Genomic DNA, 22,767 nt, shown 5'->3' with positions numbered 1-22,767 from the left:
GGAGTGATTTCATGAATAATATTATAAAACTGAGTGTTTTGCTCGTAACCTATAATCATGAGAAATATATTAAAGAGGCAATGGACAGTATTCTTCTACAACAATTAGATTATGATTATGAAATAGTGGTAGCGGATGACTGCTCAACAGATGATACACTTAATATAATTAAAGAATATAAGAAACAATACCCTGATAAAATTAGAATCCTTGATGGCGAAAAGAATTTGGGAATAACCAAAAACTATAAAAGGGGCTTTAATGCCTGTAAGGGTGAATATATTGCTGTTTTAGAAGGGGATGATTATTGGACGTCACCCCAAAAATTAAATAAACAAGTGAATGTATTAGATAATAATAAAAACTGCGTACTTGCATTTAATAGATTTACAGTCATGGATGTAGGAACGAAAAGATATAATATACAGCCTTGGCCGAGTCAGGAACCATTTCAATTAGTAACAGTTACTGACTTAGTCCGGGATAATTTTATAGGTAATTTTTCAACATGTGTATATAGAGCGGATATAATAAGAAAATTAGATGATAGTTTATTTGAATTTACAGTTTATGATTGGATGTTAAATATAGTAGTTGCTCAGTTTGGATTAATAGCTTATGTACCAGAGGTTATGTCTGTTTATAGACTCCATTCTTCCGGAACATGGTCTAATAAAAATCAAGTCGAAAAAATACAAGATACGATCAAACTAATAGATGAATATAATGCTTATTTAAATTACGTCTATAATCTTGAATTCACTGAACATAAAAATAGATTATTACAGCATTTAAATGGACTTTTAAATCCAGCCGAAAGAACAACGAAGGAAAAAGCAGTCATAAAGGTGAAAGAATATCTACCACCATTTGTTATAGTTTTATTAAAAAGCATCTTGCCACCCAAATTACTAAATCGATTCAAGGTAAAGTAATCTTTTAACAAGGAGTTTTCGTAATGGAGAACATATTAGACAATCCCAAAATCACAGTAATCATACCCTCTTATAATCATTCAAATTTTATTGGAGCAGCGATAAATAGTGTATTGAATCAAACATATGAACATTTTGAACTTCTTATTGTTGATGATGCGTCGCCGGATAATTCGGTTGAAATAATAGAGCAATTTAAAGACAAGCGAATTAGGTTTATTAAATTTGAAGAAAATAAAGGTGCTGTATACACTTTAAATTACGCAATAAATAACTCAAGGGGAGAATATATTGCTTTATTAAATTCAGATGATTACTGGGAAAAAGATAAATTAAGATTGCAAGCTGAAGTTCTAGAATGTCATAAACATATTGGTGCGGTTTTTACAGATGCAAAGTTTATCGATGAAAGTGGAACGGTTTTAAGTAAAAAGGACTATTTTTGGGCTGATACATTTGAACAAGAGAATAGAACGAAGGGAAAATGGCTAAGAAGATTCTTTTTTGAATTAAATTGTTTGTGCCATCCAAGTATTCTTATAAGAAAAAGTATCTATGAAAAAACTAATCTATATGATTCAACTTTTAGACAATTGCCGGATTTTAAAATGTGGACTGAAATACTAAAGTTTACAGAAATTCACATTATACAAAAAAAGTTAGTAGTATTTAGAATACTTTCAAACAATAAAAATACTAGTGCAAATACGGCGGCAAATAGAATTAGAAATAAAAATGAGATCTATTTAATCATGAGTAATTTTTTTGAAAGTATGGACAAAGAAACGTTTATCGATGGATTTAGCGACCTATTTACAAAAAAAGGTGAGTTAACTGATGATGAACTTTTATGTGAAAAAGCATTTATGTATTTAAAAACAAGTTTTGAAATTTCTTTTATTTATAAACTTATTGGAATAGAGAAACTTCATAAATTGATAAATAATGAATCAACTAGGAAAGTATTAAATGAAAGTTATCATTACGATGAAAATAGCTTTTTTGAGCTTACGGGTACTCTTGATATTGTAGAAAGCTCTCAAAATACAATTCCACAAGCTATTGTTGATAATACAAGGAAACAGCTTGAACAAAACACTCGATTATATTCTTTTATAAGGGTTCTATATCAAAAAATAAAAAAATAAGGTTTTATTTTTTGGAAGGGGGTAAAGAATGGAAAATGTGTGGAAAGGCTTGCCTTTTGTAATATTCGGTGTCGGTGGTCAAGCAAAAGAAATTAAAGTCCTTATAGATGATATTAATCAATCTAATAAAACGCCTGTTTATGAAATTATAGGTTTTGTTTCAAATAGCCAAGATGATGTTGGGTTAGAAATAGAAGGAATAAAAGTAGTTTCAACAAACGACAATTTTCCGGAGTTTAGCAAAAAATATAAGCTTTTAGGTGCAACAATAGCATTAGCAAATCCGAAATGGAAGGAACAAATTGTTAATTCCGTTTTTTCTAAAACTGATAACATAGTATTTCCTAACCTAATTCATCCTTATGCTCATGTTAGTACAAATGCTAATAATGAATTAGGTATTGGGAATATTATTTGTGCTGGAGTTACTATTACGACCAATATTAAATTAGGAAAATTTATTATTCTAAACTACAATAGCACTGTTGGTCATGATGTAGTTATTGAAGATTATTGTACAATTAATCCCCTTTCAGCAATATCAGGCAATATCAAACTATCAAAGGGATCCTTAGTTGGTGCTGGGTCTTCTATAAGAGAGAAACTTACTGTTGGAGAATATAGTACGGTAGGGTTAGGCTCAACAGTTGTTAAAAATGTCGATGATAACAAAATAGTTATCGGGAAGGCAGCGGAGAATCTTGAATATAAGAGAAGGGTGTAAGTAATTATTATGGAGAATTTTAAGGAACCTATTATGGTAACGAAATCATTTCTGCCTCCTTTAAATGAATATATGAAAGAGTTGGAAAGAATTTGGGATAACTCATGGCTCACGAACAATGGTGAAATTCATAATGAATTTGAGAAGAATTTAGTCCAATATTTAGGCGTTCCATATGCATCATTATTTGTTAATGGCCATTTAGCACTTGAGACTGCTATTAAATCGCAACATTTAACTGGACAAGTTATTACAACACCTTTTACATTTACATCTACTACGCACGCAATTGTAAACTGTGGTTTAGAGCCAATATTTTGCGATATTGAACCATCAACTTACAATATTGACGCACAAAAAATTGAAGACCTCATAACTGAAAAAACGACTGCTATCGTTCCAGTTCACGTATTCGGAAATCCCTGTGATGTTTTTGAAATTGAAAAAATTGCAAAGCGCCATAACTTAAAGGTAATCTATGATGCTGCCCATGCCTTTGGTGTTGAGATAAATGGTGTCGGAATCGGTAACTATGGCGATATTTCAATGTTCAGTATGCATGCTACCAAGGTTTTTCACTCTATTGAAGGTGGAGTCTTAACCTATTCAGATAATCATCATAAGTCATTTATTGATTTATATAAAAATTTTGGTATTAGTGGGCCAGAAGATATAGAGTTAATTGGTATTAATGCAAAAATGAATGAGTTTCAAGCAGCAATGGGATTGGTAAATATTAGATATGTAGAAAATGAGATAGCAAAACGACGTGAGCTAGTGGGTGTTTATAGATATTTATTAAAAGACATTAAAGGTATTACGGTATTGGAGGATATGGTGGGAATAAAACACAATTATGCTTATTTTCCAATACTAGTAGATGAAGAATCCTTTGGAATGAATAGAAATGAATTACACGAGACGTTAAAAGAATATAATATATTTACTAGAAAGTATTTTTATCCTCTAATTACAAATATGGAGTGTTATTCCTCCTATAAAACGAGATACAATCTTCCTGTGGCAGAGCGTATAGCAAATTCGGTACTAACATTACCTATCTATTCAAGGCTTTCTGTAGATGACATTGAGAAGATTTGTTCGGCAATAAAAAAAATCCACCAAAACTTAAACTAAGGTAAGAAATAGAGGAGTGAATGTTTAATGAAAGGAATTGTCCTTGCTGGCGGAAGTGGTACTCGATTATATCCACTTACGAAAGCTGTCTCAAAGCAATTACTTCCAGTTTACGATAAACCCATGATCTATTATCCACTATCAATATTAATGTTGGCTGGTATAAGAGAAATATTGATAATTTCTACACCAACAGATACTCCAAGGTTTCAAGAATTGTTAGGTGATGGTTCTGAATTGGGAATTTCCTTATCATATGCGGTTCAACCTTCACCAGATGGACTTGCGCAAGCATTCATTATTGGCGAAGATTTTATTGGTGATGATAATGTAGCTTTAATTCTAGGAGATAATATATTCTATGGACATGCTTTTCCACGATTGTTGGAAAAGGCAGTAAAACGGAAAAAAGGTGCAACGGTTTTTGGCTATTATGTTAATGACCCAGAAAGATTCGGGGTCGTTGATTTTGATGAAGAAGGTAAAGTTATATCTATAGAGGAAAAGCCTCAATGCCCACAGTCTAATTATGCTGTGACAGGTTTATACATTTATGATAATCGTGTAATCAATATTGCGAAAAATATTTCTCCTTCTGAACGTGGGGAACTAGAGATAACAGATGTTAATAAAGTTTATTTAGAAATGGGAGATTTACATGTTGAACTTTTAGGGCGAGGTTTTGCATGGCTTGATTCAGGAACACATGAATCTTTATTAGAAGCATCCCAATTTATTGAAACGATTGAAAAACGTCAAAGTTTAAAAGTTGCTTGTTTAGAAGAAATTGCATATACAAAAGGTTATATAACAAGAGAAGATTTATTGCAATTAGCAGAACCATTAAATAAAAATGAATATGGAAAATATTTAATTAAACTTGCTAACAGAAAAAATATCCAAAGGATTAGATAAAAAATAGAGGTGTTACATTTGAAAGTGATTAAAACCAAAATCCCTTGTGTTTTGATTATCGAACCTACTGTATTCAAAGATTCTCGTGGATTTTTTATGGAATCATATAATTTAAAAGAATTTAATAAGCTTGATATTAATTATAACTTTATACAAGATAACCATTCGTTGTCTGTTCCAGCTGGAACCATCCGTGGATTACATTATCAATTACACCCTAAAGCTCAAACTAAACTTGTTCGTTGTGTAAAAGGGGCAATTTTTGATGTTGTTGTAGATATTAGAAAGGGTTCTGGGACCTTTGGTAAATGGGTATCTGTCATGCTAAGTGAACATAATAAAAGACAGCTATTAGTACCGACAGGTTTTGCTCATGGTTTTTGTACGTTAGTAGATAATACAGAAGTAACCTATAAGGTTGACGAATATTACTCACCTGAAAATGATCGAGGGATATTATGGAATGACTCTGAAATTGGAATTGATTGGCCTGTATCAGATCCTATACTTTCTGATAAAGATAAAATCCACCCATTACTAAAAGAGGCAGAAATTAATTTTACAATTTAGGAGGTCATTAATATTATGAAATTACTTGTAACAGGTGGAGCAGGTTTTATCGGAAGCAATTTCGTTCGTTATATGGTGGGTAAATACCCTCATTATCATATTGTAAATTTAGATAAGCTAACATATGCCGGAAATTTAGGGAACCTCAAAGATATTGAAGATAAACCAAATTATACTTTCATAAAAGGTGATATAGCTGATACAGAATTTATTAATAACCTATTTGAAAAGGAAAGCTTTGATTATGTTCTAAATTTTGCAGCTGAATCCCATGTGGACCGGAGCATAACAGAGCCGGATATTTTTATTAAAACGAACGTATTGGGGACTCAGGTTTTATTAGACGCAACTAAAAACAATGATGTCAAGAAGTATTTACAAATTTCTACTGATGAGGTATATGGGACTTTAGAGGAGACTGGTTATTTTACTGAAGAAACACCTTTAGCGCCTAATAGTCCATATAGTGCAAGTAAAGCCAGCGCTGACTTCCTTGTACGTGCTTACCATGAAACATATGGCTTGCCGATTAATATTACGAGATGTTCTAATAATTATGGCCCCTATCATTTTCCGGAAAAATTAATCCCATTAATGATTATTAATGCATTAAACGATAAGCCACTTCCAGTTTACGGTGATGGTTTAAATATCCGTGATTGGCTTCATGTTGAGGACCATTGTCAGGCTATTGATCTTGTCCTTCATAAAGGGCAGCCAGGGGAAGTGTACAATGTTGGCGGTAATAATGAAAGAACAAATATGGATGTTGTAAAGATTATTTTAAATGAGTTAGGGAAACCTGAGTCGTTGATAAAATTCGTTGCTGACCGGCTTGGACATGATCGTCGTTATGCGATTGATGCCACGAAATTAAAAACGAATTTAGGCTGGAACCCCAAATATAGATTCGAGGATGGTATCAAACAAACTATCCAATGGTATTTGGATAACAAAGACTGGTGGGAAAATATTATTTCTGGGGACTACCAACAATATTATGAAAAGCAGTATTCTAACAGATTGGGAGAATAACGAATGAAGGTTTTAGTTACAGGCACAAAAGGACAGTTAGGGTATGACGTAGCTAAGGAGTTATCTCAATTAGATCATCATGTATTTGCTTTCGGTCGCGATGAGCTTGATATTACCAATCAACAACAAGTCAACCATGTTATTAAAGAAATAACGCCAGATGTCATTATTCATGCGGCAGCCTATACTAAAGTGGACCAAGCTGAAACAGACAAAGATCAAGCTTATTTAGTAAATGCTTATGGAACTAGAAATCTGACGGTTGCGGCTGAAAATATAGGCGCAAAGCTTTGTTATATTAGTACGGATTATGTTTTTAATGGTAAAGGGCAATCTCCCTATCATGAATATGCAGACACTTGTCCACTTGGCGTCTATGGGCATTCAAAATATGCCGGAGAAGAACTTGTTAAGTCACTAAGCACAAAATATTTTATTGTACGGACAGCCTGGGTCTATGGTATTAATGGTCAAAACTTTGTAAAAACAATGTTAAAGCTGGCTCATGAAAAAGATGAACTTGGTGTTGTCCATGATCAAGTTGGTTCACCAACCTATACAGTTGATCTTGCAAAATTTCTAATCGAATTAGTGCAAACTGAAAAATATGGGATTTATCATGGTACAAATTCAGGGAGTTGTTCTTGGTATGAGTTTGCCAAAGCCATTTTTGAAGAAGCGGGTATTGCTATAAAAGTAAATGCATTAACTACAGAACAATTTCCAAGGCCTGCCCAGAGACCGGCGTATTCTGTTTTGGGGGATATGGCCCTTCGTCTAAATGGATTCACACCATTGCGACACTGGAGAGAAGCGCTGCAATGTTTTCTTAAAGAATTGGAGTCATAACTATGAAAAGAGTAGCTGTTCAGATTGTTACATATAATAGTGAGTCTGAAATAGTCCCATGCCTGAAATCGATTAAAGAGCAATCATATCCCATTTCTGATATTTTAGTTGTCGATAATCAATCAATGGACGGTACAGTTGATTGTCTAAAAACCAGCCCTTATTATCAAGACATGACTCTTGTTGAAAATAAGGCGAACAATGGTTTTGCCGGTGGGCACAATCAGGCCTTCCAACTATCCGACTCAGATTATGTCTTAGTTCTAAATCCGGATGTACAACTACATCCGGATTATGTTTATCATCTAGTTCAGGAATTGGAGCAAAACCTGCAGGTAGGTGCAGCGACTGGGAAGCTGTACCGCGAGCAGGAGCATCAGGTTTTAGATAGCTCGGGTTTAATTATAAAAAAGAATCACCGTGCTTTTGACCGTGGAGCCGGGGAGACGGATAATGGACAATATGACCGTGTAGAAGACATTTTTGGTGTATCCGGTGCTGCAGCCATGTACCGTAGGGCGATGATAGCGGATGTTTCAATTGATGGTGAGTTTTTTGACGAAACATTTTTTGCCTACAAAGAAGATGTTGATGTGGCTTGGCGGGCACAGCTTTTCGGTTGGAAAGCGATGTTCGTCCCTGAAGCGGTAGCCTACCATAAAAGAGGCTGGAAAGGGAAAAAAAAACGGACACAAATTTCGTTGAAAATACGGAAGTATTCTTATATTAATCGCTATTATACGATGCTTAAAAATGATTCATTCTTTTATTTATTGCTTCACTTGCCGATAATCTTGTTTTACGAAGTGTTGAGTTTAAGCTATGCCACTTTAAAAGAAAGAGAGATTTTAAGCTCCTGGAAAGATTTTAGAAAAAACTTTTATGGTATGATGAAAAAGCGTGAATTTGTAAAAAATAAGCGGAAAGTACCATATAGAGAGGTATACCGCTATTTTAAAGGGATTTGGTAAGTTGGTGATCATATGGACGTAAGTATTGTCATCGTAAATTATAATACAAAGCAGCTAACAATGGATGCTATTCATTCAGTTTTTCAGTCTAAAACAAAATACTCCTATGAAATTCTTTTAGTCGATAACAACTCAAGCGATGGCTCGGTTCTGGCATTTCAACAGGAATTTCCGGAAATCATACTGATTGCCAATGATGAAAATGTTGGCTTCTCGAGGGCCAATAACCAAGCCATAAAAATCGCGAAAGGTCGTTATATTCTTTTGCTTAATTCGGATACGATTGTTCATGAGGAGACACTCCAAGTGATGTTGGATTTTATGGAAGCACATCCGAAGCTAGGGGTAAGCGGCTGTAAAGTGGTTTTGCCGGACGGATCATTAGATAAAGCATGCCGCCGCGGTTTTCCAACACCTCAAGCTTCCCTTTATCATTTTTTAGGATTAGCTAAGCTGTTTCCAGACAATCCACGCTTTAACCAGTATCAGCTCGGACATTTGGACCCAGATAAGGACTATCCAGTTGATTGTTTAGTCGGTGCATTTATGTTACTTCGCCGTGAAGCAATTGAACAAGTGGGTTTATTAGACGAAGAGTTCTTTATGTATGGGGAAGATATTGATTGGTGCTACCGCATTAAGGAGTCAGGCTGGGGTGTTCACTATTATCCTTATACATCCATCATTCATTACAAAGGAGCAAGCAGTCATCGTAAGCCTTTTAAAATAATTTACGAATTTCACCGGGCCATGATTTTGTTTCATCGCAAACATTTTTTAAAGAAATATTCATTTATAGTAAATGGTCTCGTATACATCGGTGTTTCATTGAAATTTTTGTTATCATTAATTATAAACGGATTAAAAGCTAAAAAATAATGGAACATGGGGACGGTTCTCATGTTCCATTTTTCTACTTCTTTTTCACTTTCCTAAGTTTCCAGAAATGGAATCTACAAAACTGGCAATAACTTTGATACAATAGTACTAGAAATTCAAATGATAAGGTGATAAAAAATGATCCGTGGACGTGAAAGGTTTCTTACGCAAATGTATGTCATAACAGATTTTATCGTAGTTCAACTGGCATTTTTACTTGCTTGGCTTTTCCGATTCATCATTTTTCCGGAAGCAAATGCCGGGGCATTGCCATTCCAAACTTATTTCTTTTGGAGCATCATCTACGGTTTCATAGCCATCATGATTGGCTATGTTTTAGGTATCTATATCCCGAAACGCAAGAAAAAGTTTGCCTTTGAAATGATAAAAGTTTTCCAGATACATGTTTTTAGTATGTTTATGCTTTTGAGCTTACTATTTTTATTTAAAGTTGTTGATTTATCCCGTTATCTATTAATCTTTTACTTTATATTTAATGTTCTGCTTGTTATCTTTTATCGATTATTCGTGAAAATAAGCTTACGAACGATGCGCCGAAAAGGCTTCAACAAACAATTTATTCTTGTAGTTGGTGCCGGTGAGCTTGGTCGTAAATATTATGATAATTTAATGAGAAATCCTGAATTTGGGTTTCAGGTCATTGGTTTTCTTGATGATTTTGTAAAAGAATTTGATTGCGCCAATAAGAAATATGGGAACATACTTGGTACAATTGATCAGTTGCCTGGGATTCTTGAAGACAAATTGGTGGATGAAGTTGTAATTGCATTGCCAATTCGTGTTCATAAGAAGTATCGCGAAATTGTAGTCGCATGTGAGAAAGCAGGGGTACGGACTTCGATTATTCCTGACTTTTATAATATTCTTCCAGCAACACCGCATTTCGATTCGCTAGGTGACATCCCGTTGATCAATGTTAGGGATGTACCATTGGATGATGCACAGAAACGGTTGTTTAAGAGATTGTTTGATATTGTTTTTTCAATTTGTGCGATTCTCGTTACATCGCCAATTATGATTTTGATTGTCCTTGGAATTAAAATCACTTCTCCTGGTCCGATTATTTTTAGGCAGGAGCGGGTTGGCTTAAACCGACGCACGTTCCAAATGTATAAGTTTCGTTCAATGAAGCATATGCCAGAAAGTGAATCAAATACGCAATGGACAACAGCGGATGATCCTCGTAAGACGAAGTTTGGTGCCTTCTTGAGAAAAACAAGCTTAGATGAGCTGCCGCAGTTTTTCAATGTTTTAAAAGGGGATATGAGCGTGGTTGGTCCGCGCCCGGAACGTCCATACTTTGTCGACCAATTTAAAGAAGACGTACCCAAATATATGATTAAGCACCATGTCCGCCCTGGTATTACCGGCTGGGCGCAAGTATGCGGTTTACGTGGTGATACATCAATTAAAGATCGAATTGTGCATGACATCTTTTATATAGAGAATTGGACATTTTTATTTGATATAAAAATAATCTTAAAAACGATAGTAAATGGATTTATAAATAAAAATGCATATTAAGTTCATTTTTCCTAGAATAGATAGATAAGGTTAATACAATAGAACATAAAAGGCATGAATTCGGAATTGAGCCGGATTCATGCCTTTTAATTTCGCCTTAATGCGTGTGTGTGCCGCTTCTTTCCACATCTTTGTTACTAAAAAGGTTAGAAAGTTTAACTTGTTTGAGTGAAAGAGCAGGTTTTTCTATAAATCTCCAAGAAAAGTAAGAGGTTATTGCTGTAATAATCGATGAAAGGGCAAATAATAGCAAGGGATGCAGAGAAACATTATTTCTTAAAAACAAAAATATAATAGTTTGTTGTATAGGCCAGGCATAAATATATACACCATAAGAAATATCATTCTTAGCCTTTAGTATAAGTGGAATATATTTACCTAAATAAATAATTGCTAGTGGTAGTAGCATTAAATATAGAAAATAGTTTATTGCTTCTTGAGGGAATTCAGGGCCATATAGCCAATAAAGTGTGTTAATAACTCTCTTTGGTAACTCCGGTATAAAGGCTAAAATACTTAAAACTAATATACTTATCAAACCGCTAGAAGTTAATTTTAATTTTTGTTCATTAACAGCAATGAATCCACCTGATAGGAATAAAAACAACATTGGAACAATAACTTGGTATGTTGGTGATGAACTACCATAATTAATGATAATATATACATATGATGTTATCCAGAATGCACCAAGTATACTAGGAGTTAATATTCCAGCAAAACCGATCAGGGCACAAATAACATATGCCAATACTTCCCAGGATAGAGTCCAAATTGTGCCATTAAAAATATAAGGTACTGGATTATCAATAAATTTATTAAACACTGAAGAGAGTGTTCGGCTTAGGAAGTAGGCTATTAAGAACGCTGGTATTAACCTTAGTGCTCTTTTTTTAAAAAAATCGATAGTATTTTTAGAATTAAGATAACTTATTGTAATTAGATAGCCACTTAAGACAAAGAAACAATGGACTGCAAGGTTTCCAAGTGTTCGACCTAAAAAGTGTGGCTCTGGTAAAGTTAATAAACCATATGAGTGTGAATATACAACCATAAAGGCAAAAATTAACCTCATAAAATTGAAGTTATTATTTCTTTCCATAGTTTTCGTAGTTTCCTTTCCAAGTAATATTAATAAATACAAATAGTATGGTACCATATACAGATTTAATAATGTACTTAAAAATTAAAACTAAATTGAAATGTGGAGATGTAGTATTAGGGATTGGTTGCTTGATGGTGGATTAAGTAAGCCTGTTTTAGGCTAAACTATATAGCGCATAGGTTTCCTTTCCTTTATAATGTTTTTGTAGAAAAAAAGAAGGGAGGGATTATTGTGCGATTTTTCATTTCAGTACTGGTAATAATTATTTTATCGGCTTTTGGATCCTTGAATGGAATTTCAGAAACGGAACTATCCCATCCTAATAACAATGGCGATTCATATAACCAAGAAAATATAGAATCCACTTGGCAGGGGCGCCTTTATACTCCTACATATTTAACAAAGATAGACAATAACTATTTTATTGTTGATTGTTGGCATCATAGGGTAATTTTTTCGGATAAGGTAAGTTTACCAATTGAAGAGTGGGATGAATTAGATGACAATCTCGGTGGACCTCATTCAATTGCAACTGATGGGGACATACTAGTTGTAGATAATACTGGATTTAATAAGGTAAATGTTTACTTGCGTACCGAAAACGGAAAATACACTTTAACTCAGGAGAGCGATGGAATAGGTACCAGACCACATAGAATAATATATAGTCCCGAAAAAAACGGGTTTTATGTACTAGGTTCAGTATCTACAGATATTTATTTTTTTAAGAATATTAACGGGAAATTGCAATTGATATTTACTAAGAAACTTGAATTTCTTAAGGGAGCTTATACACGTTCATTTCATATTATAGGAGATAAAATGTTTTTTGTGTCAGGGGCAAGTAAAATAAGTGTTGTTAACTATAAAGACGACTCATTTAATGTTATTACCCAGTACGATGTACCTGAAGAATTATCGGGAATGAACGATATAATTAAGATTGATGATTATTATTATATTACTGCAACACCTCAAAAATTCATTCGAACTAAAGACTTGAATAGTTTAAAAGAAGGTTTATATGAGGATTTATTCGATAAATATAACTTAAAAGGAACCCCTTATTATTTTGAGGTAATTGGAGAATATATTTATTTGCCGGAAATCACAGAATACTCAAGTATATTACGTTTTAAAATAAAAAATAATGAAATTATCGATTTCGAAAGATTGCATGATTTTGGCGTTCCAATAAAGGAATCACAAGAGAGAAAAAGTGAATTGCCGACATAGATTGGATAATATCCCAATAATAAAATTGTAATCAAGCAAATATTCTCAAATTAATTATGATGGAAGTATTTCTAATACGAAAATTATTAATCACAAGTTTGCTATTTTTAACTTTCTTAGGAGTTAATCAATCAGTTACAGCTGCACCAATCATAAAAGTGGTCGTTGATAGTAAATCCCCAAATTACGATTAACTATTATTTTTTCCTTATGTGCAATTGCCATTATACCACCAATTATGACCTTATAGTTATGGTATTAAATTAACATTTCCTCGTCCGATAATTTTTAAACAGGAGCGAGTTGGCTTAAACCGACGCACGTTCTACATGATATAAGTTTCGCTCAATGAAGCATATGCCGGAAAGTGTCTCCAATACACAATGGACAACAGAAAATGACCCAAGGCGTACAAAATTTGGGACATTCCTAAGAAAAACAAGTCTTGATGAACTACCGTAATTCTTTAACGTATTAAAAAAGGTGATATGAGTGTTGTCGGTCCACGTCCTGAGCGCCCGTATTTTGTGGATCAGTTTAAAGAAGACATTCCAAAATACATGGTTAAGCATCATGTGCGACCAGGTATAACTGGATGGACACAGGTATGCGTTCTTAGAGGAGATACATCCATTAGAGATTGAATTGTTCATGATATTTTCTACATTGAAAATTGGACGTTTTTGTTTGATATAAAAATAATTTTAAAGACTATTATAAATGGGTTTGTAAATAAAAACGCATATTAATATAGTGGGCGGAAAAAAGGCTGGTAGATTACCTTTAAGAAATACATTTGTATGATTATCTCTCTTACTGGGAAATATAGTATATAAAACTATTGGTTATCAATGTTTAGAGAAGAAAACCTTTTTATCGGTCTTTTTTGGGCCGTATTATTTAGTATTCCGCTCTGGTTCTCAATTTTTGGCTGCAATGAAACATGGGATCGGTTCGCGTGTTACAAGATATGGACAAAATCAGGCTGTGGGGACTTTTTGTCCCCTGCAGCCCGATTTGTTAACACGGAACACACGAACTGCCCCATCATTCCATGCGCACAAAAACTTGAAAATGGTTCATTTTCTTGCAGGTTTATTAAACTTTTTGTCGAATACTATGAATGTATGACTTTTCATTTTAGAGAGATGTTGATGTGATTAAAACTTAAGATTATGATTAACCATGGAAGGAGGCTATTACAGAACTGAATAGAATGCTCCATTTTTTTGAAACACTACCACAATTCCTTGACTTTGAGTAGAACCTCTAAGCTTTTTTCGAATGAGAATAAATAGTGACAACCGTGTCCAAGGCGACAGTATACTATCTTTCCAAAATAAATATTTCAAAAACTTTATGGTATAATACCATCAGGTTTATGCTTCCGTCCTATCATCCAATAAGGTCCCCAACAACAAACACTACAAAAAACACTTTGATTCCAAAGGAACAAAATTAACATACAAATTTAAATATTCCTGGATGGAATATAGCAGTGGAATATTTCCCCTGGAACGCGAGGACCGCCCCCTTGTTATGTAAAAAGCTGTTATACTAGTTAAAAAGCGAGGTGTCCGGTAATGGAAGAGTTAATAAAGCAACTCATGGGTCAAATGAATAATCGTTTTGATAAACTTGAACAAGAAACAGGTCAAATGAATAAACGTTTTGACAAACTTGAACAAGATATAGAGGGAGTTAAACAAGAGATTGTAAATAACCAAACCGAAAATAGAAGTTACTTTAAGCATATAGAGACTAAAATTAGAACAACAACAACGCACATTTGAACTTGTTTTTGATGAACTAAGGGGAATAAAGATAGATATCGAGTATTTAAGTGAAAAAACAGGTAAACACGATAAACAAATTAATAATTTGAGCAAACGTATTCAAGCTTAATATCGGAATGTAATATGGGGTCGGTTCGCGTGTTACAAGATATGGACAAAATCAGGTTGCGGAGACAGTCCCCTGTAGCCTGATTTGTTAACACATAATACACGAACCGTCCCTGTGTTTTAAAATTTCAAAGAAGGAAGTATGATTATCACAAGAAGCAAAGGGAAGGTTCTTTTCTAAGAGGTCAGACGTCTGATGAGCAATCGTATAAAGTGAATTTTTTGAGGTAAAATTAAACAAGTAATACAAAATTATGGGAATTAGTTTATTAGTGTCGCTCCTGAATTATTATTTGTACTATCGCTATTTTTGTCAGTTTATTTTGGTATGTTTTTTCTTTTTCATGTGTTAAAATTCAAGTAATTATTTGGAAAAGGAAACGGATAGCAGTGTTAAAAGATATCAGTGAGTGGGAACGCATTGGATACGGTGGGAAAAGTACCTTAGAGAAAGAAGAATTAGTGTCACCAGAAGGCTTGAAATATCTAATCAAATATCCAAGAAAATTTAATCAAGGAGTTTCTTGGGAAGACATCACTGAATTAATTGCTGCTGAAATTGGAAAGATTCTAGGATTAGAAATGATGAAGGTTGAAATGGTTACTAGGAATGGTCGAAGGGGCTGCCTTCTTCGGAACTTTGTTGAGGAATCTAACGCTATGATGGCGGAAGAGGGAGGGGCGCTGTTACCTAGCCTAGTAGAAGCTTATATCGAACTGCAAGAATCACCTTTGAAAAACATAGAACTTATTGATGCTGGTTTTCAAGTTATGGAGAAATTTGATTATTGGGAGTTCGTAAAAACGGAATTCATGGATATACAAATATTCGATATTTTTATCGGAAATCAAGATAGACATCCGTTTAATTGGCAGGTCCTATTCCTTGCTGAAGAAGGAGCTAAATTCTCCCCAATTTATGATAATGGAGCTTCTTTAGGCTTTCGATTCGATGATGAGCAGTTGATGATGAAGGCTATAAATGTTCAGGAAATGAACAAATATATGAAGAATACGAAGGTTAAAGCAGGTTTATTTGAAAAGAAAAGTGTGAAAGCTAAAGATCTGTTAATTTATATTCACAAACATTATCCTAATGAATTTAAAAGTAGTTTGGACAAACTTATAAAATTTGATACGGAAAGATATATAAAATTCATTCAATCCTTGGATTTGTTAAGTGAGGCACAAAGGGTATGGTTGCAGCATATAATACCAATTCGTAGACAGAAAATATTAGAGTGGTTTGGAAAGGAGGAAGAAAATTATGAGTAATGTTCATACACTGCTAGTTGTGTGGCAAAATAAAAATAATCGTCTGTATTATCATATTGGGACTCTTTCTTATTATAATAATCAGTACGAATTTACTTACACGCATTCAGAACAAGGCGGGCGAAAGTTAGGTGATGCAATAAAAAACGGTTATATACATCATCCGGCTTTTCCTAATCCTAGTAAGGTTTATCGATCAAATACTCTTTTTCCTGCTTTTGATCGCCGATTACCTTCAAATGACCGTTCGGATTTTAAAGCAATTCTATCTGATTTAGGTTTAGATGAAAGGTCTACGAAGATGGATTTGCTTCAACAAACTCGTGGTCGACTAGCGAGCGATACGTATTCTTTTGAACAACCTCTTCGACTTGAAAAGGATGGAAAACTACATTCTAGTTTCTTTGTTCACGGAATGCGTCATCGGAATTTACCGGATCAATGGTATTTATGGTTAGCTAAAAGTGATTCGCTAAAATTAATACCTGAGCCTACTAATAACTATGATCCTAACGCTGTAGGCATTTACACTCAAAGTGGGAAACATCTTGGATACGTACCTAATTTTTATAGTAAGGCTGTCTTTTCATTATTGGAAAATGGGGCTGCCCCTTCTGTTAGAGTGGTCTATCTTAATGAAAAGTCAACCCCTCATTGGTGGTTAAAAGTGGACTTTCAATGTGAGATCCCTTCCCTACAAGGTACCACATCTGATGAATTAACCCCTGTTATGCAATGAAAGCGAAGAAGTAAAGATGTAATTTTTTTGCCTCTTTTTCGAGATGTCAGATGTCTTGTTTTGGGAAAAATATTGGTTAAAAAAGAAGTCAACTTATGTTAAAATATATTCAAAAATGAATTCGGGGTACACTTTATGAAAAAAATTATTTTATCAATCCTGCTATTACTAGTTTTAGCTGGTGGGGGAACGGCCTATTATTTTCTGAAAGTAAAAACATATGATATAAGTCAAGATGCTAAGCTTCAAGAAATTGTTGCTGATGAGGATTATGACATTGTCCTGCCACCACAGGACTCCCCAATAGAAGCGACTGATCCGCAAACAGAGAACGGCGGTGTTTCCGAACAAGCGCCAAATGACGATAGCAACCCCACTTCAACTAACAGTACTGCAAAACCAGGGGTGACAGCGGAAACGATAAAAGGTAAATATCGACCATCCTTTGAAAGTTTAGAGTCTCAAGCCAATGGGAAAATTAATGCTTTAGTAGGTCGGGCTATAGGTGAATATAAGGAAAAAAAGGCAAGTGGCGAAAAGATTTCTTATAGCTATTTTTTAAGTAAATATAAAACAGCTGGTGAAGCATTGGAAGCGAAGACAGACCAAGCGTTTAATAAACTCTATGGTGCCTTGCAAGAAGATTTGAAAGCTCATGGCTTCGACCCAAATGAAGCAGCAGAGTTCCGCAGCGCCTATGAAGCTGAAAAAAAAGCAAGACGAAATGCCTTGCTTTCAAGTGCAATGGAGAAAATGTAAGGAACATGGGTGCGGTGATGGAACAAGCGAACCGCACCCATGTTCCATCCTAGAATATCCCCAAAAACTTCTTCTTTTTAATTCGTTCCGGTTGTCCGGCATAAACCGTTTGATTACGCACTACAAGCTCGGCATTTTCTTGAAAATAGAAGCGGGCTTCTATCCCATATTCTTTTTCTACAACCTCATAGGCTTCCCTAAGTTTAAATGAACGTGAAGTAACATTATGGGCGTCTGAAGCTATAAAATGGGCCATTTGTGCTTCGATTAATTCGAACGTAAACTTTTGAATTTTTTTTCCGAAATGTCCCGTAGCGGATGAGGCTGTTACTTGTGTTAAGATCCCTTTTTCAACAAGATGATAAAGGGTATCTGGGTGACTAATAATTTCCGAATTTCGTTCTGGATGAACGATAATTGGTTTTAATCCTTTCACTTGCAAGTCAAAGAGCAGGCGTCCCGTGTATCTTGGGACATGACTTGAGGGTAACTCAATTAAAATATAGGATGTGTCCGCAATGGTTTGAAGCATGCCTGCGTCATAATCCTCGGAAATCTCTCCAAAAATACGGTTTTCCTGTCCTGGCTGGACGACGATATCGATTCCTTCCGCTTTTAATCTATCATTATAGGTTTGTACGTTTTGAATGATGGTTTGTTTAGGATTTTCATAGCTTCCGTTTTTATGATGGGGTGTTGCAATGATTGTTTTGATGCCTGTTTCAGCTGCATGTCTTGCCATTTCAAGACTAGCTTCGATTGTTTTTGGTCCATCATCAATATTCGGTAGGATATGACAGTGTAAGTCTATCATCATCTATTCCTCCAGTATTAAAAAATAAGTGGGACAAGGAACCTGTCCCTCGTCCCACTACTTGTTTCCATAATAGTAGTAATAATTGCTTTGTTTTTGATCTTTATGATTTAAGACTGCGCCTAATAGTTTTGCCCTTGAATTCTTTAATAACTCTGTTGCTTTGATTGCCATATCATATTCTGTTTGGCCGCTTTTTGTAACGAGGACGACACCGTCTGCAAGATTTGCAAGTATTTGAGCATCGGTAACAGCTAATACTGGTGGTGAATCGATGATAATGATGTCAAATCGCTCCGCCACATGTTCAAGAAGCTTTTTCATTGCATCGGATCCAAGCATTTCGGCAGGATTAGGCGGAATCGGTCCACATGTTAAAACACTTAAATGCTCAACTTCAGAGCTTTTGATTGCTGCATCACAAGTTGATTGTCCGGTTAAAATATTTGTTAAACCAATCGTATTATCAAGCTGAAATGTATAATGTACGGTAGGTTTACGTAAATCACCATCAATTAATAAAACTTTTTTATTCTGCTGTGCAAAGACTACAGCGAGATTGGCAGTAGTTGTTGATTTTCCCTCACCGGGTCCGGCTGATGTAACAACAATGGTTTTATAACTTTTATCTACCGCTGAAAATTCTATATTTGTGCGGATTGTTCGATATTGTTCAGAGATTGGTGATTTCTTATCAAAATGAGTGATTAAACTACGAAATTTGCTATTTGTCGTGTTTAGCTTTTTCTTCCGTCTAAGATTCAACTTTTTCACTTCCAATCTTTGCAGCAAAGGCTGGCTGCTGTCGTTTATTCTCCTCTGCGTCTAAATTAATAACTGTAATAATCCCAAGAACCGGGATATCAAGAATTTTAGTAATGTCTTGTTCAGACTTAATTGTATTATCTAAATATTCGAGTAAGAAGGCAATACCAACACCGGCCATTAATCCGACAACAATAGCGATTGCAATATTCAACACCGGCTGTGGTTTGATTGGTGATGGGTTGTCACCAACAGTGGCTTTTGCAAGAATATTTACGTTATTAACATTCATAATTTTAACAATTTCCCGTTGAAAGACAGTTGCTGTTGTGTTGGCAATTTTTGCTGCTAATTCAGGATCAGGGTCTTGGACAGTAATGGAAACAACCTGTGATTGGTTTTGACTTGCCACAGTAATTTGATTATTCAATTGATCATATGAGCGATCAAGCGCTAATTCCTCTATAACTTTATCCAAAATCGCTGGACTTTTAATGATGACATTATACGTATTAATAATCTCAAGATTGCTACGGATAGCATTTACGTCATACACAGCCTGATCATTACGAGACTGATTGACTAGAATCTGGGTAGAAGATTGATAGATTGGCGTTAATACAAAAAAACTTATGATAGCACTTGCAATTGCAGCAACACTTGTTATCGAAATAATTAACCAAATCCGTTTTTTCAACGTTTGGAAAATTTCTATTAAACTAATCTCTTCCATCGTTTCCTTCATTTTATTTCCTCCATGCTTATTTTTCAAAAAACTAGTTGTAATTATAACATACTCTCTATTGATTATATTATAAATCTTGGATTTTTCTATAGATGGTAGGTTGTTTTTCAATAAAATTATTAGAAGTAGTTTTTACAGGTGTACTATTCTAAATTATAAAGTGATTTAATTTGACAAGTATCGACAAGGTAAAATACATAAAAAGTAGGTCTAAATACCCGTTTGTTAACCAAAATTATACATCTTATTGACCATTAAATATAATGCGAGTAAAATAATTACTCAGGTATTGTAAAAATTCGTAAGATTTTAAAAGGGTATGGTGTATTTTGTTAGATATTTTGATTACTTCCAAAACTAGAGTGAAGTTGTTGGTTAAGTTTTTTGGAAATCCAAACACAAAAAGCTACTTGCGAGAACTGGCAGATGAATTCGGTGATTCGACCAACTCAATTCGCATCGAATTGAATCGAATGGTAGAAACGGGCCTTCTTAATGTTTGGTCTGAGGAGCCCTACAAAGTCTATCAAGCTAATAAACAACATGAGTATTTTACGGATATACATAATATAGTTTTGAAGATGATTAATAAGAGATGCACATAAGTCTGTTTTCGGTAATGTCTCCTCGCCGTTATCAATGGGGGCACTCGGTCATGCTGTGGGTCAATAGAATCAGTACCTTAGACGCGGGTCGTCGCTAGTGTGATGTGAGGCGGGGTTAGATGCCCTTACTTATAAATGAAGATTCTCGATAGGCTGTTTTTGTTTAAAGCAATTTATCTAGAGTCTTTATTTCGTTAATGTGAAAATAGGGGGGATGGTTGGTGTCGTATCGAAAACGGGTATTATTTTTGGTGACAATTGATTCAATTATCGTATTAACTGCAATCTTTTTCAGCCAGTACATACTTGATACGAAGAATGTATTTACACCTTTTTTGTTTGTGACGGCTTTTTCATTATTGATTGGCCATCATATTTTTGCTTATATTTTTAAACTTTATAAAAAAGTTTGGCAGTATGCGAGTATTGGAGAATTAATCGGTATTTTTAAGGCAATCACGTGGACAATTGTATTTGCAGGAATTGTGCAAGGGGTTATTTTCCATGATGTATATTTTCGTGCGCTTGCAATCACTTGGATGCTTCATATGTTATTGATTGGTGGAGCAAGATTTTCATGGCGTCTTTATCGTGACACATATGTGAAGCAAAATGCAAATAAAAAGCGGACGCTTGTAGTTGGAGCAGGAGCTGCTGGAACGATGGTTGTAAGGCAACTATTGCATAATAATGAAGCAGGACTGTTACCAGTAGCTTTTATTGACGATGATATTCATAAGCACCATCTGGAGATTTTAGATGTGCCAGTTGTGGGTGGGATCGAATGTATTGAGAGTGTTGTGAAGGAAAAAGAGATAACAAATATCGTGATTGCGATTCCTTCTTTAAGTAAGAAAGAATTAAATAAGATTTTCCAAGAATGCTCGAAGACAAGGGCAAAAACGCAAATCTTGCCGATGATTGAAGATTTAATGAGTGGGAAAGTTTCAGTAAATCAGTTTCGGGATGTGCAAGTGGAGGACTTACTTGGAAGAGAGCCGGTCCAACTGGATTCGGAAAGTATTGTCGATACAATTAGCGGAAAAACAGTACTAGTAACGGGTGCCGGTGGTTCAATAGGTTCGGAGATTTGTCGACAAATTTCTAACTTCAATCCTAGCAAACTCATTTTAGTCGGCCACGGTGAAAATAGTATTTATTCGATCGATATGGAGTTAAGGCAAAGCTATTCTGGGAAGATTGAAATTGTCCCTGTTATTGGCGATATCCAAGACCGGGCACGGATTTTTTCGGTTATGGAAATGTACAAACCCAATGTGGTTTATCATGCAGCGGCTCATAAACATGTACCATTGATGGAATATAATCCGGTCGAAGCAGTTAAGAATAATATATTTGGAACAAAAAATGTAGCGGAGGCTGCGGACACCTTTGGTGTCAAAACATTTGTAATGATTTCGTCTGATAAGGCGGTTAATCCAACAAATGTGATGGGGGCAACAAAACGATTTGCAGAATTGATTGTACAGCAGATGGCAAAACAAAGCCAAACAAAGTTTGTAGCCGTACGATTTGGGAATGTACTTGGCAGCCGTGGAAGTGTTATTCCGCTCTTTAAAAAGCAAATTCAAGCAGGCGGGCCCGTTACCGTTACCGATCCTGAGATGACTAGGTATTTTATGACAATTCCGGAAGCATCACGATTGGTGATTCAGGCGGGAACATTAGCCCGTGGTGGCGAAATATTTGTTCTTGATATGGGTGAGCCGGTAAAGATCGTTGATTTAGCAAAGAATTTGATTAAGTTGTCAGGGTACTCCGTTGAAGAGATCGGGATAGAATTTACTGGATTACGTCCTGGAGAGAAGATGTTTGAAGAATTATTGAATGAAAATGAGGTTCATAAGAAGCAGGTATTTCCGAAAATTCATATTGGCAAGGCTGTAGTGATTGAGCGAAGAGTCTTGGATTATTTTATGGAGAATTATGAGCAGATGAATGCGGTTGATGTTAAGGATTATTTGTTGATGGTGGCGAATAATCGGGTTGAAGAAGAGGCGTTTTTGGAGTTGGTTGGGAGTTAGTTTAAAAACTTGTAAACTTGTATAGACTAGTACTAACGTCAGTATTAATGATAAAATGTGGAATAAG

Annotated in this window: 21 protein-coding genes and 1 pseudogene; 18 read left to right on the top strand and 4 right to left on the bottom strand. The window is 34.9% G+C overall.

The window, feature by feature from the left end:
- Positions 1 to 11 precede the first annotated feature (11 nt).
- From BAZO_RS19955 to BAZO_RS19905, 11 genes are all read left to right on the top strand, one after another.
- Positions 12 to 935, top strand: a complete 924-nt coding sequence (locus tag BAZO_RS19955; protein ID WP_003333303.1) for a glycosyltransferase — start codon at positions 12 to 14, stop codon at positions 933 to 935.
- 23 nt (positions 936 to 958) lie between these two features.
- On the top strand, positions 959 to 2,083 hold the full coding sequence (locus tag BAZO_RS21360) for a glycosyltransferase family 2 protein (protein ID WP_003333302.1): 1,125 nt from the start codon (positions 959 to 961) through the stop codon (positions 2,081 to 2,083).
- Between the two features lie 28 nt (positions 2,084 to 2,111).
- Positions 2,112 to 2,807: a PglD-related sugar-binding protein gene (locus tag BAZO_RS19945; RefSeq protein WP_003333301.1), complete on the top strand. Its 696-nt coding sequence runs from the start codon at positions 2,112 to 2,114 to the stop codon at positions 2,805 to 2,807.
- A 9-nt stretch (positions 2,808 to 2,816) separates the two neighbouring features.
- Positions 2,817 to 3,944 (top strand): DegT/DnrJ/EryC1/StrS family aminotransferase, encoded by a 1,128-nt coding sequence (locus BAZO_RS19940; protein WP_003333300.1) that lies wholly within the window; start codon positions 2,817 to 2,819, stop codon positions 3,942 to 3,944.
- A gap of 27 nt (positions 3,945 to 3,971) precedes the next feature.
- Positions 3,972 to 4,859, top strand: coding sequence for a glucose-1-phosphate thymidylyltransferase RfbA (gene rfbA / locus BAZO_RS19935; protein ID WP_003333299.1), 888 nt, complete (start codon positions 3,972 to 3,974; stop codon positions 4,857 to 4,859).
- Between the two features lie 18 nt (positions 4,860 to 4,877).
- Positions 4,878 to 5,429: a dTDP-4-dehydrorhamnose 3,5-epimerase gene (rfbC, locus tag BAZO_RS19930; RefSeq protein WP_003333298.1), complete on the top strand. Its 552-nt coding sequence runs from the start codon at positions 4,878 to 4,880 to the stop codon at positions 5,427 to 5,429.
- A 15-nt stretch (positions 5,430 to 5,444) separates the two neighbouring features.
- Positions 5,445 to 6,464 carry a dTDP-glucose 4,6-dehydratase gene (gene rfbB, locus BAZO_RS19925; protein ID WP_003333297.1) on the top strand — a complete coding sequence of 340 codons (1,020 nt, stop codon included), beginning with the start codon at positions 5,445 to 5,447 and terminating at the stop codon, positions 6,462 to 6,464.
- A 3-nt stretch (positions 6,465 to 6,467) separates the two neighbouring features.
- Entirely contained in the window at positions 6,468 to 7,313 is an 846-nt protein-coding gene (rfbD, locus tag BAZO_RS19920) for a dTDP-4-dehydrorhamnose reductase (RefSeq protein ID WP_003333295.1), read from the top strand.
- A 2-nt stretch (positions 7,314 to 7,315) separates the two neighbouring features.
- A complete protein-coding gene (locus tag BAZO_RS19915; protein ID WP_003333294.1) occupies positions 7,316 to 8,284 on the top strand; it encodes a glycosyltransferase family 2 protein in 969 nt (322 codons plus the stop codon).
- A gap of 12 nt (positions 8,285 to 8,296) precedes the next feature.
- A complete protein-coding gene (locus BAZO_RS19910; RefSeq protein ID WP_003333293.1) occupies positions 8,297 to 9,163 on the top strand; it encodes a glycosyltransferase family 2 protein in 867 nt (288 codons plus the stop codon).
- A gap of 138 nt (positions 9,164 to 9,301) precedes the next feature.
- Complete coding sequence (locus tag BAZO_RS19905; RefSeq protein WP_003333292.1) at positions 9,302 to 10,708, top strand: undecaprenyl-phosphate glucose phosphotransferase; 1,407 nt, start codon at positions 9,302 to 9,304, stop codon at positions 10,706 to 10,708.
- Positions 10,709 to 10,805: 97 nt separating this feature from the next.
- Here the strand turns inward: BAZO_RS19905 and BAZO_RS19900 are convergent, their stop codons facing one another.
- Entirely contained in the window at positions 10,806 to 11,810 is a 1,005-nt protein-coding gene (locus tag BAZO_RS19900; RefSeq protein WP_003333291.1) for an acyltransferase family protein, read from the bottom strand.
- A gap of 234 nt (positions 11,811 to 12,044) precedes the next feature.
- On the opposite strand from BAZO_RS19900, the gene BAZO_RS19895 reads away from it, so the two are divergent.
- The 6 genes and pseudogenes from BAZO_RS19895 to BAZO_RS19875 all read left to right on the top strand — a co-directional run bounded on the left by BAZO_RS19895 (position 12,045) and on the right by BAZO_RS19875 (position 17,726).
- Positions 12,045 to 13,049: an NHL repeat-containing protein gene (locus BAZO_RS19895; protein ID WP_003333290.1), complete on the top strand. Its 1,005-nt coding sequence runs from the start codon at positions 12,045 to 12,047 to the stop codon at positions 13,047 to 13,049.
- A 196-nt stretch (positions 13,050 to 13,245) separates the two neighbouring features.
- Positions 13,246 to 13,798: pseudogene (locus BAZO_RS21970) on the top strand (sugar transferase); the annotation flags it as partial.
- A gap of 834 nt (positions 13,799 to 14,632) precedes the next feature.
- On the top strand, positions 14,633 to 14,842 hold the full coding sequence (locus tag BAZO_RS19890) for a hypothetical protein (RefSeq protein WP_003333288.1): 210 nt from the start codon (positions 14,633 to 14,635) through the stop codon (positions 14,840 to 14,842).
- Between the two features lie 501 nt (positions 14,843 to 15,343).
- On the top strand, positions 15,344 to 16,228 hold the full coding sequence (locus tag BAZO_RS19885; protein ID WP_003333286.1) for a HipA domain-containing protein: 885 nt from the start codon (positions 15,344 to 15,346) through the stop codon (positions 16,226 to 16,228).
- Entirely contained in the window at positions 16,221 to 16,967 is a 747-nt protein-coding gene (locus BAZO_RS19880) for an HIRAN domain-containing protein (protein WP_003333285.1), read from the top strand. Before BAZO_RS19885 ends, BAZO_RS19880 begins: the two co-directional genes overlap by 8 nt.
- A gap of 135 nt (positions 16,968 to 17,102) precedes the next feature.
- A complete protein-coding gene (locus tag BAZO_RS19875; RefSeq protein ID WP_003333284.1) occupies positions 17,103 to 17,726 on the top strand; it encodes a hypothetical protein in 624 nt (207 codons plus the stop codon).
- Positions 17,727 to 17,775: 49 nt separating this feature from the next.
- Here the strand turns inward: BAZO_RS19875 and BAZO_RS19870 are convergent, their stop codons facing one another.
- From BAZO_RS19870 to BAZO_RS19860, 3 genes are read right to left on the bottom strand one after another with little or no spacing between them, the layout of a single operon-like run.
- The gene (locus BAZO_RS19870; protein WP_003333283.1) at positions 17,776 to 18,540 is read right to left on the bottom strand and encodes a tyrosine-protein phosphatase; all 765 of its coding nucleotides are present in this window, start codon (positions 18,538 to 18,540) and stop codon (positions 17,776 to 17,778) included.
- A gap of 57 nt (positions 18,541 to 18,597) precedes the next feature.
- Positions 18,598 to 19,305 carry a CpsD/CapB family tyrosine-protein kinase gene (locus BAZO_RS19865; protein ID WP_003333282.1) on the bottom strand — a complete coding sequence of 236 codons (708 nt, stop codon included), beginning with the start codon at positions 19,303 to 19,305 and terminating at the stop codon, positions 18,598 to 18,600.
- A complete protein-coding gene (locus tag BAZO_RS19860; protein ID WP_003333281.1) occupies positions 19,295 to 20,050 on the bottom strand; it encodes a YveK family protein in 756 nt (251 codons plus the stop codon). The genes BAZO_RS19865 and BAZO_RS19860 overlap by 11 nt, the downstream gene beginning before the upstream one ends.
- Before the next feature lie 826 nt (positions 20,051 to 20,876).
- On the opposite strand from BAZO_RS19860, the gene BAZO_RS19850 reads away from it, so the two are divergent.
- Positions 20,877 to 22,700 (top strand): polysaccharide biosynthesis protein, encoded by a 1,824-nt coding sequence (locus tag BAZO_RS19850; protein WP_003333279.1) that lies wholly within the window; start codon positions 20,877 to 20,879, stop codon positions 22,698 to 22,700.
- Positions 22,701 to 22,767: the final 67 nt, after the last annotated feature.

It is taken from the genome of Schinkia azotoformans LMG 9581 (assembly GCF_000307855.1).
GTDB lineage: Bacteria > Bacillota > Bacilli > Bacillales > Bacillaceae_J > Schinkia > Schinkia azotoformans.
The sequence above is the reverse complement of the archived record's forward strand: the minus strand, read 5'-3'. Positions and strand labels throughout refer to the sequence as shown.

What these genes read in the sequence shown, in the direction of transcription:
- BAZO_RS19880 (WP_003333285.1), top strand. Translation starts at nt 16,221, where the DNA reads ATGAGTAATGTTCATACACTGCTAGTTGTGTGGCAAAATAAAAATAAT.
- BAZO_RS19940 (WP_003333300.1), top strand. Translation starts at nt 2,817, where the DNA reads ATGGAGAATTTTAAGGAACCTATTATGGTAACGAAATCATTTCTGCCT.
- rfbA (WP_003333299.1), top strand. Translation starts at nt 3,972, where the DNA reads ATGAAAGGAATTGTCCTTGCTGGCGGAAGTGGTACTCGATTATATCCA.
- BAZO_RS19900 (WP_003333291.1), bottom strand. Translation starts at nt 11,810, where the DNA reads ATGGAAAGAAATAATAACTTCAATTTTATGAGGTTAATTTTTGCCTTT.
- BAZO_RS19870 (WP_003333283.1), bottom strand. Translation starts at nt 18,540, where the DNA reads ATGATAGACTTACACTGTCATATCCTACCGAATATTGATGATGGACCA.
- BAZO_RS19910 (WP_003333293.1), top strand. Translation starts at nt 8,297, where the DNA reads ATGGACGTAAGTATTGTCATCGTAAATTATAATACAAAGCAGCTAACA.
- BAZO_RS19905 (WP_003333292.1), top strand. Translation starts at nt 9,302, where the DNA reads ATGATCCGTGGACGTGAAAGGTTTCTTACGCAAATGTATGTCATAACA.
- BAZO_RS21360 (WP_003333302.1), top strand. Translation starts at nt 959, where the DNA reads ATGGAGAACATATTAGACAATCCCAAAATCACAGTAATCATACCCTCT.
- BAZO_RS19945 (WP_003333301.1), top strand. Translation starts at nt 2,112, where the DNA reads ATGGAAAATGTGTGGAAAGGCTTGCCTTTTGTAATATTCGGTGTCGGT.
- rfbB (WP_003333297.1), top strand. Translation starts at nt 5,445, where the DNA reads ATGAAATTACTTGTAACAGGTGGAGCAGGTTTTATCGGAAGCAATTTC.
- BAZO_RS19915 (WP_003333294.1), top strand. Translation starts at nt 7,316, where the DNA reads ATGAAAAGAGTAGCTGTTCAGATTGTTACATATAATAGTGAGTCTGAA.
- rfbD (WP_003333295.1), top strand. Translation starts at nt 6,468, where the DNA reads ATGAAGGTTTTAGTTACAGGCACAAAAGGACAGTTAGGGTATGACGTA.
- BAZO_RS19875 (WP_003333284.1), top strand. Translation starts at nt 17,103, where the DNA reads ATGAAAAAAATTATTTTATCAATCCTGCTATTACTAGTTTTAGCTGGT.
- BAZO_RS19860 (WP_003333281.1), bottom strand. Translation starts at nt 20,050, where the DNA reads ATGAAGGAAACGATGGAAGAGATTAGTTTAATAGAAATTTTCCAAACG.
- BAZO_RS19955 (WP_003333303.1), top strand. Translation starts at nt 12, where the DNA reads ATGAATAATATTATAAAACTGAGTGTTTTGCTCGTAACCTATAATCAT.
- BAZO_RS19890 (WP_003333288.1), top strand. Translation starts at nt 14,633, where the DNA reads ATGGAAGAGTTAATAAAGCAACTCATGGGTCAAATGAATAATCGTTTT.